Here is a 15031-nt window from a genome sequence, read left to right on the forward strand (position 1 = left end):
GTTTCGTCACGTCCATGCCGGCGTAGAAGCCCGCCCCTCGCCAGTCAGGACAGTGATGCGCACTTGGGGGTCAGCGTCGACTTGCCTCATGGCTGCCTAGAACTCACGCTCCATGACGACGGTAACGCCGTTCATTCTGTCCGGGCCATCTAACGAGACCGCTGCAACGCCAGGCTCGACCTGCAGCTTCACCTGCGTGAATTCCATCGCGCTCATACCTTGCGCTGCGGCTGCTACAGCGACCGATATTCGAGAAAATCATCAAGGCCGTACCGACCGTTCTCACGGCCGATCCGGACATCCCGCAGCTACCGAAAGGCGCGTCGAAGCTCCGCCGTTGACGTTGACCTGGCCGGCGCACACCCGCCGCGCCACCTCCGATCGCACAACCAGTCAGCCAGCTTCCGCAGGCATCGGTTGCGTTTTTTTCCCTTGTCTCCCGCGGAATGGCCGCTGGAGGAATTCGAGGAAGTCGTCGACGAAGGTGAAGATGACCGGGATGACGAGCAGGCTGAGGAATGTGGAGGTCAGCAGCCCGCCGATCACGACGATCGCCATGGGCTGGCGGAAACTTCCATCGCCGCCGCTGAGACTCAAGGCCGCCGGCAGCATGCCGCATCCCATGGCGATCGTGGTCATGATAATAGGGCGTGCCCGCTTGTGGCAGGCATCCACCAGGGCATCGAAGCGCGCCATGCCGCCACGCCGTGCCATGATGGCGTATTCGACCAGCAAGATGGAGTTCTTCGTCACCACGCCCATCAGCATGAGCAGTCCGATGACCGCCGGCAGGGAGAAGCTCGTGTCGGTGACGATGAGCGGCAGAAGCGCTCCGCCGAGCGACAGCGGCAGCGCCATGAGGATGGTGAGGGGCTGCAGGAAATCGTGGAAGAGCAGAACCAGCACGGCATAGATGCAGAACACACCGATCGCCATGGCGATGCCGAAGCTTTCAAACAATTCAGAGCTGCGCTGGACCTCGCCCTGTTCGACAAGCCTCACACCCTGCGGCAGGTTCTTGAGCGCGGTCAGCGCCTGTGCTTCGCGGTAGACGTCGCCGAGGATGCGGCCGTTGAGCTCGACCGAAAGGGTGATGTTGCGCGAACGGTCGATGCGGTTGATTTCGGACGGGCTGCCGCCGATGCGGATCTCGGCGATGGAACCAAGGTCGACATTGCCGTTCGTACCGCTCACGCGAAGGTTGGCGATATCGTCCAGCGTCATTCTGTTTTTGGGGTCGAGCCGCACCCGGATCGAGATCTGGCGCTGCGGGAGGTTGAGCTTCGCCATGGACGTGGAGTAATCGCCGTTGGTCGCGACGCGGACCGCTTCGGAAATTGCCTCCGATGTGACGCCGAGTGCCGCCGCTCGCGTAAAATCAGGCACGATCTGGACCTCGGGCGCCTTGAGGGAGGCGCTGGACGTGACGGCCCCGATGGCTTCCAGGGTGCGCAACTGCTCCTCGAGCGCGCTGCCGGCCTGATCGAGGGCATCGGCATCGTCGCTGGCGAGCGTGATTTCCAGCGTCGTCCCGTTTCCGCCCGTCCCTACTTCGACCCGCACGCCCGGCAGCACGGCAAGCGCCTGCCGGATGTCGTTCTCGATCTCGGATTGTTTCCGGTCGCGGTCGCCGATCGGGGTCAGGTTGACGACGAGCGTCGCCGAACTGACGTCGTTTGTCGTGGAGGCATCGAGTCCCCCTCCCGAGGACGCGGTGCCGACTGTTGAGAACACGCGGGTGACATTCGGCAGTTTCCCGACGATGTCTGCGGCCTGGCGAGTCAACGCGTCTGTCTGTTCGATGGTGCTTCCGGGCTGCAGTGTGAGCGTGACCTTGGTTTGCGCATCGTCGGACGCCGGCAGGAATCCCGATTTGAGAAGAGGAATCGTCGATAACGAGAGGCCGAGGAAGACGCAGACGCCGAGGACAGTCAGCTTTCGGTGGTTGAGGCACGCTTTCATGACGGCCATGTAGGCGCGCATGATACGCCCGTTCTCCTCTTCGGACGAATGCACCTTCATCATGTAGGCGGCCATCATCGGGGTGAGCAGGCGCGCAACCAGAAGCGAAGCCAGCACCGCCACGGCCACGGTCACGCCGAACTGGCGGAAGATGAGGCCTGGAATGCCACTCATAAAGGCGGTCGGCAGGAACACGGCGACCAGCGTGAAGGTCGTGGCGATGACGGCAAGGCCGATCTCGTCTGCAGCCTCCAGCGCCGCATCCATCGGCGATTTTCCCATGTTCAGGTGACGGGCGATATTCTCGACTTCCACGATGGCGTCGTCGACGAGGATGCCGACAACCAGGGAGAGCGCGAGCAGCGTCACCGTGTTCAGGCTGAAATCCGCCAGATACATCGCCAGGAAGGTCGGGATGACCGACAGGGGGAGTGCTATCGCCGACAGGAAGGTTGCCCGCCAGTCGCGCAGGAACAGCCAGACCACGACGACGGCGAGAATGGCGCCCTCGTAAAGCATGTGCATCGAACCGTCATAGTTCTCGATGATCGGCCCGACCGTGCTATAGGCCTCGATAATTTCCACGTCGGGATTGGCGGCCGCAAAGTCCTGCATCGCGGCCTGGATTGCAGCTGCGACGCCGGTATCCGAAAAGCCGTTGGACCGCTTTATCTCGACGCCGATCACCGGTTGTCCATCGAGATAGGCAAGCGAAGAGCGGTCGGCGAAACTGTCTGTCACCGTGCCGATCTCGTCGAGGCGCACCAGCTTGCCGTTCGGCAACGGTATCGCGAGGGCCTTCAGATCCTCGACCGACGCGACGGTGCCGAGCGTGCGGATGGTCTGCCTGTTGCCGCCGATCTCGCCACGGCCGCCCGAACTGTCCGCCTGGACGGATTTCAGGCGGGAAGAGACCGTGGCGGCCGTGATGCCGAGCGATCCCATGATCTGCGGGTTGAGATCGACATGCACCTCGCGGTCGATCCCGCCTATGCGGCTCACCTCACCGACCCCGGACACGGACAGCAGTGCCTTGGTCATGTCATTGTCGACGAACCAGGACAGCTCCGTCTCGTTGAGCCGGGTCGAACGCACGGCATAGGTGATCAGCGGCGAGCTTTGCACCGTGACCTTGGTGACGCTCGGCGATTCCATGTCTGCCGGCAGGTCCGTCGTGCTGTCCACGGCGTTGCGGACCTCGTTGAGGGCGGCCTCGCTGTCCTTCTCCAGTTCGAAGGACACGCTGATCGACACGGACCCGTCGGTGATGGTCGTGGTGATGTGATCGAGCAGGCTGAGCGAGGCGAGATTGTCTTCGATCTTGCGGGCGACCTCGGTCTCCAGTTGCGACGGGGCAGCACCCTCTAGCGTCGCGGTGATTTTGACCGTCGGCAGGTCCATGTCGGGAAAATTCTGGACGGCGAGCCGCTCGAAGGCGAGCAGGCCGCCCACGGTCAGCAGCACAAAGAGCAGAATCGAGGGTATGGGATTGCGGATCGACCAGGCGGAGAAGTTCATTGGGCTTCTCCCTCGACCCGCACCAGAGCCTTGTCCGAAAGGAAGGCGCCACCGGACTTCACAACCGAGGCGGATCGATCGATTCCGGACAGGATTTCCACCTCTGCGCCATTGCGCCGTCCGGTCTCGACCCGTACCCGCGCGGCGCGGCGGTCCGCATCGACCGTGAAGACGTAATTGATGCCATCGCGGAAGACGAGCGCCGTCTCGGGCACCGTGAGGGCGCTCGTCGACTGCAACTCGATCTGCCCGGTGACATAGATGCCGACAGGAGGGTGATCCTCGGGCGGCAGTGTGACATAGACGATAGCGCGGCCCGTATCGGTGCTGACGGTCGGGCCGACCAGCCTGACCTTCCCTTCGATCCGCCCATCACCGGGGCTTTCAATTGCAGCCTCAAGGCCCTGGCTAATGTGCGGTAGATAGCGCGCAGAGACCTCGGCCTGCCACTCGATGCGTTGCTGCCGCACAAGCCGGAATAGCTCGGTGCCGGACGAAACCACGGCGCCGAGCTGTGCGGAACGGGAGCTGATCAGTCCGTCGTCGACCGCGACGATTGTGGTCTGATCGACCTTGATCTTCTGGCTTTCCAGCGTGGCATGCGCTGATTTGAGGCTGGCTTCGGCAGTCTGCTCGGCAATCAGGTATTCCGTGACTTTCTCGTCCGAAAGCGCGCCGCTGCCCTGCACCTTACGCGCACGGTCCGCATTCGCCTTCGCCTTGGCGAGATCGGCTTTTGCCGTTTCGAGCGCCGCTTCTTCCTTGCGCAAATCCGCAAGCACGGTCTCGTCCGCCAGCCGGACGAGCGGCTGGCCCTTCGAGACCATCGACCCGACATCGACGAGGACATCCGTGATGCGAAGACCGCCGATCTCCGAGGCGATGATCGCCTCGTGCCAGGGCTTCAGCCAGCCGCTCGCCGGCACGGTCTCCGCCCATTGGCGTTCCGCCGGCTTCACGACGGCCACGGTCAGAGCCGCGGTTTCCTGCTGCTGCGCATGCGAGGGCGTGGCGGCGAGAGCAAGGTTTGCCCCGGCGAGCAGGGCAACCAGGAGATGGGCAGGCTGCATCAATAAAGTCCTTGTGTCTTTGTCTGGCGCTGCGGCGAGGCGACGCCGGCGTCCCAGCCTCCGCCGAGTGCCTTGTAGAGCGCGATCCAGTAGCGGACCGCATCGCGCCTGATTTCGATGAGCGAGATCTCCGCCGACTGCGCCGAGCGACGGGCTTCCTCCCGGTCGAGCAGGCTGACGCCGCCCGCCCGCCAGTTCGAATCGATCGAGTTGAAGTAGGTCCGGTAGTTACGGGCCGCGCTGCTGGCATCGCCGATGCGCCTGCGGGCGCCGTCCACCCGCACGAGCGCGGTTTCCACCTCTGCGACCGCGCTCAGCACACCGGACTTGTAGTTCGCGACCGCCGTATCGTAGTCGGCGATCGCGCCCTTGACGACGGCGCGGCGCGATCCACCGTCAATCAAGGGAATAGTCAGCGCGGGGCCGAAGGACCAGGGGAGAGATTCACCTGTCAGCGATGAAGCGCTGATCGTCACCGAGCCGCCGAGGCTCAGGCTAGGATAGAGATCGGCTTTCGCCGCGCCGACATCGGCGATCGACGCGGCAACCTCCAGTTCGAGCGCTCCGATGTCCGGGCGCTGTCGCAACGTGTCCGCGGGCACCGCCGCAAGCTTGAGGTTTTTGGGTGTCGGAATGTCCGCCTTGCCCTTGGCCAGTAACTGCCGAACCCTTGCCTCGTCACCGCCGGTGACCTGGGCGAGCGATTTGACCAGCACCTCGCATTCGGCCCGCTGCGCCGTCAGCGTCGAGGAAGAGGCGGCAGCACTTGCCCGCGCCAGCGCGAGATCGGCGGTGGATGTGAGGCCGGAGGTGGCGGCCGTTTCCGTGGCACGAATCGTTTCCCGTTGCGAGGCGAGCTCGACGCTGTAAGCGTTCTCGAGCTGCCGGCAGGCCCGGTACTGCACATAGTAGTCGGCCACTTCGGCGGCGAGAGAGACCCGCGCCTCGTGCCAATTGGCGATCTGTTCATGGACCCGAAGCTGCGCCGCTTCGCTCTTTCGCCGCGTCTTGCCGAACAGATCGATTTCCCACGACGCGTCCAGGCCGCCGCTCGAGGTCGTCGAGGCGGCAATGCGGTTGTAGGCATCGCCGTCCGTGCCGGAACGCGTGACGGAGGCCGAGCCGTCCAGCCCCGGAAACAGGCTCGCCCGTGCGGAAGCCAGTGTCGCGCGCGCCTTATCGATGTCGGCGGCGGCCGAAGCTAGGCTGGGGTTCTCCTCCTCGGCATAGCCGATGAGAGAGGTCAGCGACGGATCGTTGAAGGTCGACCACCACGACACGAGGCTGGATGTCTTGCCGCCATGCGGCACTGTCGCGTGCCAGACATTCGCGATTTTGAGGTCTGCGGGTTGAAGCTCTGCAAATGTGGCGCAGCCGGACAGAAGCAGACTGAGTGCGACTGACACGCACGGCAGAAGTTTCTTTTCGAGTGCAGTTTTCATTGACCTGTCCGGACAGCCGACGATTTCTGACGTCCGTAGCAGGTCGAATGTTAAGTAGGGTCAAGCCAGTGTTAAGATAGGTAAAATCCACTGTCCGACAGGCATTTGTCTTGTATGGCTGTGTCCTGAAGGAACGACAGGCTTCCAGGATGGCAAAGGTGCTCCTCATCGACGACGACGTCGATCTCACGACGCTCCTGAAGGAATATCTCTCCGAAGAGGGTTTCGAGGTCGCGACAGCGCAGGACGGGCGCGCCGCGATCGCCCAGGCTGCGTCGAGCGCCGTCGACATCATCGTCCTTGACATCATGATGCCGCACATGAACGGCATCGACGTCCTCCAGCGGATCAGGCGACTGAGTCAGGTGCCCGTCCTGATGCTGACGGCCAAGGGCGATGATGCGGACCGGATCGCCGGGCTTAATCTCGGCGCCGACGATTATGTGCCGAAGCCGTGCTCGCCCGGCGAGCTCGCGGCACGGCTGAAGGCCATATTGCGCCGTGTCGGCTCCTCTGGTGGCGGCATCTCGCAGGATGTCATACGGGTGGGCGAGCTCGTCATGCATCCGGGAAACCGGACCGCGGAATGGGGCGGCGAGCATCTGGAGCTGACAGGCACCGAGTTCAGCCTGCTCGAGGTGCTGGCCCGCAATGCCGGCCAGCTCGTCTCCAAGCAGGAGATATCGAAGCATGCCTTCGGGCGGCCACTGACGCCTTTTGACCGGCGGATCGACGTTCATTTGAGCAGCGTCAGACAGAAGCTCGGTACCAGAGAAGACGGCCAGTCCTGGATACAGTCCGTGCGGGGACAGGGCTATCAGCTCCTGCAGGACCGATGATGCGCGGCCTGTTCTGGAAATTCTTCACCATCACCTGGTTGATGATGGCAGCATCGATTGCAGGTGTGTTCGCGATCAGTGCCTTGCTCGATGTGGGCCCACTGTCCCAGGACATCGCGCGCCAGCAGCGGGCCTTCGCCCTTGACGTGGCCGAACGGCTGATCGAGCAAGACGGGAAAGAGGCCGCCCAGGCGTTCGCGCGGGCCGCAAGAGCAACGCCTCGGCCTGTCGAACTGTCCATAACCGAGGCCGGTCCGGAGACCGCTTGCACCGGTATCGATGCCAGGAATATGCGCGGCGTCGTTGCCGATGGCAGATGCATCCGCGTGATATCCACCACCCCGGAGCCCGGTGTCGTTGCCGGAACTTGGCCAAAGTTGGTGCCATGGATATCGGCCCTCGTCGCCAGTGCCGTGTCCGCGTTTTGGCTCGCCCGCTATCTCATCCGTCCCGTAGCCCATCTTCGCCATGGCCTGAGCGCTCTTGCCCATGGCCGGTTCGACGTCCGCATCGGCGATAGAATGGATGGCCGGAAGGACGAGGTGACGGCTCTCGCCCATGACTTCGATGCCAGCGCTGCGCGCCTGCAGGAGCTCCAGGAGGTCCAGCAGCGACTGTTCCACGACGTGTCGCATGAACTGCGCTCGCCACTGTCCCGGCTTCAGGCGGCTATTGGCGTGCTTCGGCAGAATCCGGCGAAGCTTGAAGCCATCATGGATCGCATGGACCGCGAGATCGAACGCATCGACGGGCTGGTCGGCGAGATCCTTACGCTCGCGCGCCTGACTGCCGGCTCTGGCGATCGCGCCGTGCAGACACTCGACGTCATGGATCTGCTGAACGAGATCGTCGACGATGCATCTTTTGAGGCCCAGGCGCGTGGGATTGCCGTGTCCCATGACGGCGCCGCAGCCTTCGTCGCCGAGGTCGACGGGGAGCTGATCTACCGCGCCTTCGAGAATGTCATCCGCAACGCCTTGAAATATTCGCCCGACAACTCCTGCGTCCTCATTCGTTCCGAGATTGTTGCTGGTGCGCTTCGCGTGACCGTCACGGATGAAGGGCCTGGTGTTCCTGGGCGTGAGCTCGACCGTATCTTCCAGCCGTTTGCGCGCGGAAACGAAGCGGCTGCGCCGTACGGCTTTGGCCTTGGTTTAGCCATCACCAAGCAGGCGGTCGAGCAACATGGCGGCCGGGTTACAGCTTCGCCGGCGGCCACCGGCGGCTTGGCGGTCACACTAGAGATTCCCAAACAGGCTGCTCGTATCAGCAAGAATACGGTCGCTGAGATCATCGGATAAGCGCACGCGCTCATGTCCAGTATTGGTCCGCCCACATAGCGATAGGTTGCGGCCGGCAGGCTATAGGCGATCCTGAGATGAAGTGAGTGGCAATTTCACAGTTTGAACCAGACCTTTTGGCTTTTTGCAATTTGCGATCGTGATGGTCCCGCCGAAGCGCTCGATGATCTCCTTGGCGATGGCAAGGCCGAGCCCGGCGCCCGGCATGATCTTGCGGCGCGCAGCATCGACCCGAAAGAAAGGCTCGAACACCTGGTCAATAAGTTCCTCGGGAATACCCGGCCCTTCATCGCGGATCGTGACCACGGAATAGCCGCCTTCCTGTCCAAGGCTCATCTTGGCGCTTCGGCCATGCGTTGCGGCATTGATGATGAGGTTTCAGCTGAACTTCGGCGGCATATCTATGCCTGCTTTTGGAAGGCGGTCGACGCAGCTCGAACGGCGCCATGGGGGCGCAAAACAGCCAGCCGCGTCCTAGCTGTGAGAACTGTTTCGATCAACGCTTCCGGTTCTCGAACGGGAAGGTTTGCGCCGGACTCGGTCGTTGGCCAAATCTCTGAAACGGATCGTCTCGGCGCAATGGCGCCGGGTGCATGTCTTTTCCCGATGTCGCCGCCGACTCTACGATGGGGGCTTTGAAGGCCTAGGCGAGGGGAGGGTGCTACGCTAGATTACCACTGACTTCGATCTGCATCTCTGCTGTTTGCGCCATTCCAGCCGAACGAATCGGATCGATGCGTAGGGAAAAATCGCGCGTCGGCGCGCAATATCGAGCCTTGGCGTACAAAAGACGGTGGCTCCCCGGGATCGACGAAGCTGAGAAATTCGAATTCGCGATTCCCCTACGCCAGAATGCGCCCTCGGTGACGAAGATGCGCAAACGTGATCGTGACCGCGCAGAAGCCCTACGCCTTGCTGGCGGGCCAAAGCCGACGCTGAGAGACCGAGTTGCGGCCCTCGCTCGCGAGCGTGGCGAGGTGCGAACGGCTGAACTGACAGCAATCGGCATTCCCCGCTGCTACCTAGCCCGGATGTGCGATGAGGGCTTGCTCATCAAAGTCGGTTATGGAGTATATCGCGCCGCCAAACGTGATGCTGCTTGATGCGTATCCCGTCGCCGTCTTGTGCGGTGATCTCGCGACGGTCAGAGCCAGCGGCGAACCTCGGCCTTGTAGCGGCGGTAGTCGTCGCCGAACTTCGCTTCGAGATAACGCTCCTCGCGGGCGATCACCTGCGTCTGGATCGCGATCAGCACCAACGGGAGCAAGGCGAAGGCGATCGGCCCGTCGAGGCCGATGGCAAGGCCGCTATAGATAAGCGCCATGCCGAGATACATGGGATTGCGGGTCCACCGATAGGGACCGGTCGTTGCTATGAGGGTCGTTGGCTGCGACGGGGGAACGTTGGTGCCCAGCCGCCGGAACAGCCCCGCCGCTGCAAGCATTATCGCCGCGCCGGCAGCGAACAGCAGAGCGCCCGTCGCCGCCAGCAACCGCCAGTCGATGCCGAAAGAGCGCAGTGACGAACCGCTCCACCGCCAGCCCTAACAGCAGCGCTCCCAGATAGACGAAGGGCGGAGGGAAGCGCACACCCGCGCTGTCCGGTTCGACGGCCATGCTCATCTCCAATCTGTGCTCTCAAACCAGCATCGACTGCTGGGCGGAGATACCCGCCAGCGCACCTTGCGATGATGCAACGGTGACCGAGGGCATTCCGGGGTTGGCGAGGTCGCCGGCGGCGTAGATGCCGGGCATGCTGGTTTCGCGGCGCTCATCGACCTTGAGGGCGATGCCGAGGGGCGTGTCGACCGTGGCGAGGCCCAGTGATTCATGCAGGCTTGCGGACGGCTTGTTGCGCGGATGCGCGAACAGGATGTCGACTGCGACATTGCGGCCGGTGTCGAGATTGACGGTGGCGCTATGGCCCTCGTGATGCGCGATCTCGGTGATCCGGCTATCGACGACAGGTATGTTGCGACGCGCCAGATCGGCCCGGATATCGGGCGGAATGTCGTGACCATCGGTCAAGACCGTCAACGTGTCGGTCCAATCGCGGAACAGCCTGACCTGATTGTGCGACTGCGGACCGGACCAGACGAGGCCCCAATGCTGGTCGGCGACTTCAAAGCCGTCGCAATAGGGGCAGGGCACGATGGACGTGCCCCAGCCTTCGGCAAAGTCCGGAACATCAGGCATCTGGTCGACGACGCCGTAGCTTAGGATCAGGCGGCGCGCGCCAAGGCTTTCGTTATCGTCAGTGACGACGCTGAAATCGTCGATTGCGCCAGACACGCTCTCGGCCCGGGCATCGACCAGCCGGATCGTTGGATAGCGCGTCAGTTGCTGCCGCGCCTCGGCCAGGATGTCCAGTGGAGGCTTGTGATCGTGGCCAAGCAGACCATGCGAATGGCCGGCAAAGCGGTTGCGCGGCCGGCCGGTATCGAGAACGGTGACCTTGCGGCGGGCACGGCCGAGCTGCAGGGCGGCAGCGAGACCGGCAAAGCTGCCGCCGATGATGATCACGTCATCCATGGTAAAATCCATTCTTTGGCTTGCGTATTTATGAAACTGCGTGGTATCGTAATTCAAGAATTAGGATACTGTCAAGGACAGAAATTAAGATGACCGAAAACAGCCGGGGGCGGCGCGGCCGGCCCGCCAACGAGGCGCTTGGCCAAACGATAGCCGCCGCCGCGTCCGAACTCTTTGTGGAATTGGGTTTTCAAGCAACGACATTGGACAAGGTCGCGCAGCAAGCGAAGGTATCCAAGCTCAGCATCTATCGGCACTTCGAGAACAAGGAGGCGCTGTTCAGCGCGGCCATCGCGGCCGGCTGCCATCAGTTGTTTGCACCACAGACCCTTCTTAACGGCGTCGACGGTTCGGTCGAAGATCAACTCATGGCGGTGGGATCATCACTGCTTCGCACCCTGTTGAGATCAGACGTCCGCAGTGTCGAAGCCATGGTAATGGCCGACAAGACGAATCAAAAGTCGTTAAGCAAGCTCCATTACGAAGCCGGCCCTGCCCATGTCATCGCCCAAATCGAGGCCCTGTTGCGTCAGTTGCACGCGAAGGCGGTTCTGAACGTGCCCGACCCTCTCCGGTCCGCCCGCTTGTTTGCCGCGCTTTTCAAAGGATCCGATCTCCTGATTACCGCACGCTTCGATGAGGCGAGAGCAGAGGACGACAACGAAATCGAATCCTATTGCCGGTCGGCCGTCGCCATGTTCGTCGCCGCGCACGGTGGCAACGACCACGCGGGCGGATAGCCTAGACGAGGATCCTCGATGTTCTGACACTCTGGAAGCAGGACTATCGAGATCGAAGAGTATGGGAGAAATTGCACGCTGGCGCGCAGCATCGCGCCATGGCGTAGAAGGGGCGGTGGCTCCCCGGGCCGGATTCGAACCAGCGACCAACCGGTTAACAGCCGGTTGCTCTACCACTGAGCTACCGGGGAACAGAGGCTCTCATGTGAGTGGCGCAGCCTATAGCAAACCCGTTTCGGCTTTGCAAAGAAGCATTTCGTATTTTTCGGCGCTTTTTCGCGCGACGATTTCTGGCAATCATGTGCGCGCGTCCTCATATGAGCCGTCTGACGGGGTGCGCGGAACCGAAACCGTGGTTGCGGCTTTCGTCAGCTGGTGCTTTTACTTTGCCCGCACGGACCACCGACCAGACATGAGCGCAGCAAGCCACAACCATCCACCGGCACGGAAAATATCGGTCTTCGGCCGTCAGTTCACCATGCCGCGCTCGCGCGGCCTCAGAATTGCGATCGGCGTCGTGCTGATCTTCGGCGGCATTCTCGGCTTCCTACCGATCCTGGGATTCTGGATGATACCGATCGGATTGCTGGTGCTCTCCTACGAGTTCGCCTTGGTGCGCCGCCACCGGCGCCGGCTCGTCGTGTGGTGGGAACGGCGGCGGCGGCCGAACTGACGGTTTGCACCGCGTGGCAAGCCTCTGTGAAGGGGCGGTCTTTCCGGCTCGACTCAACCCGGCTGATGCCCGGCACGCTTTTTTCCGGCCCTTGCAACTCCTTCAAAATGGCGGACCTTCTGCTTACCCGACGCGAGGTTCCAGGCCCCGGGCTTCCCTTAGCAAAATTCCGTACTTAACAGTTAACTAATATTTTGATTGCAGCATGCGTATCGACGACGCGATGCGTGGCATCATGGCCGAGGGGAAACCGTCCGGAATGCACCATGGCCGCTTGACGGCATTTTCGCCGCAACCTATTGGAACCGGGTGGAACGCCGGGAGCAATGAGGCCTCGTGGCGGAGTGGTTACGCAGAGGACTGCAAATCCTTGCACCCCGGTTCGATTCCGGGCGAGGCCTCCAAATGCCCAAGCTCCCGCGCACCAGCGCCAGGGGGCTTGAGTTCCGGTCGAAATGAGCCGCGGTCTTGGCGCGGCAAGCAGATTGGTTTTGGGCGGATTGGTTGGAACATGAGCGCTGATTTTGCCGAACGTCGGGTGAAGATGGTCGATGGCCAGATCCGCACCACCGACGTGACCAGCGCGCCGCTGCTCGAGGCGATGCTTGTCGTGCCGCGCGAGGCCTTTGTCGCCCCCGGCCAGCGCGATCTGGCCTATATCGACGAGGACATCCGCATTGCCAATGCAGCGGATGGCCCCCGCTACCTCATGGAGCCTTCGCCGCTGGCCAAGCTGATACAGCTGGCCGAGATCGGCCCTGGCGATTCGGCGCTGGATGTCGGCTGCGGCACCGGCTATGCGGCGGCGATCCTGTCGCGGCTGGCAAAGTCCGTCGTTGCGCTGGAAAGCGATCCGGCATTGGCCGAGACCGCCATGTCGACTCTTTCGGCGCTTGGCTGCGACAATGTCAGCGTGGTCACGGGACCGCTGCCGGAAGGCCATGCCGCGGGAGCACCCTACGACGTCATTTTCATCGGCGGCAGCGTGGAGAAAGTGCCGGAGTCGCTGCTCGACCAGCTTGCGGAAGGCGGCCGGCTCGTCACCGTCGAAGGGCAGGGGAATTCGGGTGTGGCCCGATTGTTTCTGAAAACAGGGGGGGGTGTAACCGGAAGAGGCGCATTTAATGCGGCAATTAAGCCACTACCGGGATTCGAACGTATTCGTGCGTTTGAGTTCTGAATGATTTTGGCTTGCAGCAAAGGCGATGTCATGTTCGCTTGCGCTTGAACAATCGTTGCTGATCCGCATAACCGGGGTGTTCTTTTGGGGGCTGACAGCAGGGAACCTGAAACGCACCGCGCCGGCTGCTCAAATGGGAGAAGCCGGCGCGGTGTGGTTCCCATGCAAAACGAATGAGGGAATAACGTGCCGTCTTTACGCAAGAGCCTTTTTGCCGCCGTCCTCGTTTCGGCGACCGCGCTTTCTCCGCTGGCCGCCTCGGCGGAAACTATTCTCGGTGCACTTTCAAAAGCCTACCAGAACAATTCCCAGCTCAATTCGGCTCGTGCCGGCGTCCGCGTCACCGATGAGAGCGTTGCCATCGCCAAGTCCGGCTGGCGCCCGACCATCACCGGTTCTGCGGATATCGACTTCTCCAGAAGCCATTTCGATGCCCGTACCAATCTCGGCTCGAACCGGGGCATCTCGTTAACCACCGGCAACTTCGGCGTCCAGATCGACCAGACCCTGTTCGACGGCTTTCAGACCAGGAACAACGTCGCCGCCGCCGAATCGCGGGTCCGCGCCTCGGTCGAGAGCCTGCGCAACACCGAAGAGAATATTCTGTTCAACGCGGCAAGCGCCTACATGGACGTGATTCGCGACCGCCAAGTGGCGGTGCTGACGGAGCAGAACCTGCAGTTCCTGACCGAGCAGGCGCGCGCCGCGCGCTCGCGCTTCGAAGTCGGCGAAGGCACCCGCACGGACGTCGCACAGGCCGATGCCGAGCGCTCCTCTGCCGTGGCGGAACTGGCCGCCGCCCGCGCCCAGGCGCTGGCAAGCGCTGCGACCTATCGCCAGATCGTCGGCGACGAGCCGGGCAGGCTCAGGGGCGCTTCGCCGTTGTCGAAGCTGTTGCCGTCGAACCTCGATGCGGCGATCGCGATCGCATCCAGCGAGCACCCGGCCATCCTCTCCACCCAGCATCTGGTTGACGCGGCGGCGTTTACGGTGAAATCGGCCGAAGGCGCGCTGCTGCCGCAGCTTTCGGCTTCCGCCGGCGTTTCCAGCGCCTTTCGCAGGACGGCCCCGGGCTCTGCCGATACTGGGCAGGATGGTAAGACCAATTCGGCCAGCATCGGTGCGACGTTGACTATACCGATCTATTCGGGCGGGCGGACGTCGGCGATAGTGCGCCAGAACAAGGAATCGCTCAGCCAAGCCCGGATCGAGGTCGATGTAAGCCGCGACACCGTGCGGCAAGCCGTGACCTCGGCGTGGACGCAATACATCGCCGCCCAGCAAACCGTGGTGGCCAACAGGCAGGTGATCGCCGCCGCGCAGCTTGCCTTGAGCGGCGTCATCGAGGAGCGCAATGTCGGCCAGCGCACCACGCTCGACGTTCTCAACGCCCAAGCTACCCTCATCACCGCCAAGATCAACCAGGCCAGTTCCGAACGCGATTTGGTGGTGGCGAGCTATGCCATCCTCTCGGCGATCGGTCGTCTTTCGGTCGATCGTCTCGCCCTTCAGGTGACGAAATACAGACCCGAAGAGCATTACAATGCGGTCAAGGACAAGTGGATCGGCCTGCGCACGCCAGACGGCCGCTGATCGCTCCACCAGTTTCAATTCCGTCCAGTTTCAAGGCATTAGAGCCCGCCGTTCAAAGGAACGCGCGGGCTCTAATCTGTTGAAATCCAACGCGCCCTCAGATTGGGGATTCTCGTAAGGCGATCCGTCGGTTACGCTGTTGCCATGATTCGAATCCGGCTTTGGCCGGACTGGAAATCTGC

At 62.5% G+C, this 15031-nt stretch carries 11 protein-coding genes, 2 tRNA genes and 2 pseudogenes; 8 read left to right on the forward strand and 7 right to left on the reverse strand.

Annotated features, from left to right (window positions below; translation table 11 throughout):
• Positions 1-393 precede the first annotated feature (393 nt).
• From EN807_RS23910 to EN807_RS23920, 3 genes are read right to left on the reverse strand one after another with little or no spacing between them, the layout of a single operon-like run.
• Positions 394-3480, reverse strand: coding sequence for an efflux RND transporter permease subunit (locus EN807_RS23910; protein ID WP_135936927.1), 3087 nt, complete (start codon positions 3478-3480; stop codon positions 394-396).
• The gene (locus tag EN807_RS23915) at positions 3477-4550 is read right to left on the reverse strand and encodes an efflux RND transporter periplasmic adaptor subunit (protein WP_135936928.1); all 1074 of its coding nucleotides are present in this window, start codon (positions 4548-4550) and stop codon (positions 3477-3479) included. The genes EN807_RS23910 and EN807_RS23915 overlap by 4 nt, the downstream gene beginning before the upstream one ends.
• Complete coding sequence (locus EN807_RS23920) at positions 4550-5992, reverse strand: efflux transporter outer membrane subunit (protein WP_135936929.1); 1443 nt, start codon at positions 5990-5992, stop codon at positions 4550-4552. The genes EN807_RS23915 and EN807_RS23920 overlap by 1 nt, the downstream gene beginning before the upstream one ends.
• A 149-nt stretch (positions 5993-6141) precedes the next feature.
• Between EN807_RS23920 and EN807_RS23925 the strand changes: the two genes are divergently transcribed.
• Both EN807_RS23925 and EN807_RS23930 read left to right on the forward strand, forming a co-directional pair.
• A complete protein-coding gene (locus tag EN807_RS23925) occupies positions 6142-6831 on the forward strand; it encodes a response regulator transcription factor (protein WP_135936930.1) in 690 nt (229 codons plus the stop codon).
• Positions 6831-8132, forward strand: coding sequence for a HAMP domain-containing sensor histidine kinase (locus tag EN807_RS23930; RefSeq protein ID WP_135936980.1), 1302 nt, complete (start codon positions 6831-6833; stop codon positions 8130-8132). Before EN807_RS23925 ends, EN807_RS23930 begins: the two co-directional genes overlap by 1 nt.
• Positions 8133-8192: 60 nt before the next feature.
• Here EN807_RS23930 and EN807_RS23935 read toward each other — a convergent pair.
• Positions 8193-8510: pseudogene (locus EN807_RS23935) on the reverse strand (ATP-binding protein); the annotation flags it as partial.
• Positions 8511-8866: 356 nt separating this feature from the next.
• Between EN807_RS23935 and EN807_RS36745 the strand changes: the two are divergent.
• On the forward strand, positions 8867-9235 hold the full coding sequence (locus tag EN807_RS36745) for a type IV toxin-antitoxin system AbiEi family antitoxin domain-containing protein (RefSeq protein WP_246684309.1): 369 nt from the start codon (positions 8867-8869) through the stop codon (positions 9233-9235).
• A gap of 41 nt (positions 9236-9276) precedes the next feature.
• Here EN807_RS36745 and EN807_RS23945 read toward each other — a convergent pair.
• Together EN807_RS23945 and EN807_RS23950 are read right to left on the reverse strand one after the other, a co-directional pair.
• Positions 9277-9748, reverse strand: a pseudogene (locus tag EN807_RS23945) (isoprenylcysteine carboxylmethyltransferase family protein).
• A 21-nt stretch (positions 9749-9769) separates the two neighbouring features.
• Positions 9770-10663, reverse strand: a complete 894-nt coding sequence (locus EN807_RS23950) for an NAD(P)/FAD-dependent oxidoreductase (RefSeq protein ID WP_135936932.1) — start codon at positions 10661-10663, stop codon at positions 9770-9772.
• An 89-nt stretch (positions 10664-10752) separates the two neighbouring features.
• Between EN807_RS23950 and EN807_RS23955 the strand changes: the two genes are divergently transcribed.
• Positions 10753-11403, forward strand: a complete 651-nt coding sequence (locus tag EN807_RS23955) for a TetR/AcrR family transcriptional regulator (RefSeq protein ID WP_135936933.1) — start codon at positions 10753-10755, stop codon at positions 11401-11403.
• A gap of 116 nt (positions 11404-11519) precedes the next feature.
• Here EN807_RS23955 and EN807_RS23960 read toward each other — a convergent pair.
• Positions 11520-11594, reverse strand: a tRNA-Asn gene (locus EN807_RS23960).
• Between the two features lie 221 nt (positions 11595-11815).
• Here EN807_RS23960 and EN807_RS23965 point away from each other — a divergent pair.
• From EN807_RS23965 to EN807_RS23980, 4 genes are all read left to right on the forward strand, one after another.
• Positions 11816-12076 carry a hypothetical protein gene (locus EN807_RS23965; RefSeq protein ID WP_029353198.1) on the forward strand — a complete coding sequence of 87 codons (261 nt, stop codon included), beginning with the start codon at positions 11816-11818 and terminating at the stop codon, positions 12074-12076.
• A 330-nt stretch (positions 12077-12406) separates the two neighbouring features.
• Positions 12407-12480 (forward strand) — tRNA-Cys (locus EN807_RS23970).
• A gap of 107 nt (positions 12481-12587) precedes the next feature.
• The gene (locus tag EN807_RS23975; protein ID WP_135936982.1) at positions 12588-13256 is read left to right on the forward strand and encodes a protein-L-isoaspartate O-methyltransferase; all 669 of its coding nucleotides are present in this window, start codon (positions 12588-12590) and stop codon (positions 13254-13256) included.
• Between the two features lie 186 nt (positions 13257-13442).
• On the forward strand, positions 13443-14849 hold the full coding sequence (locus EN807_RS23980) for a TolC family outer membrane protein (protein ID WP_135936934.1): 1407 nt from the start codon (positions 13443-13445) through the stop codon (positions 14847-14849).
• Positions 14850-15031: the final 182 nt, after the last annotated feature.

This window comes from Mesorhizobium sp. M5C.F.Ca.ET.164.01.1.1, from assembly GCF_004792125.1.
In the GTDB taxonomy this organism is placed as follows: Bacteria; Pseudomonadota; Alphaproteobacteria; order Rhizobiales; family Rhizobiaceae; genus Mesorhizobium; species Mesorhizobium wenxiniae.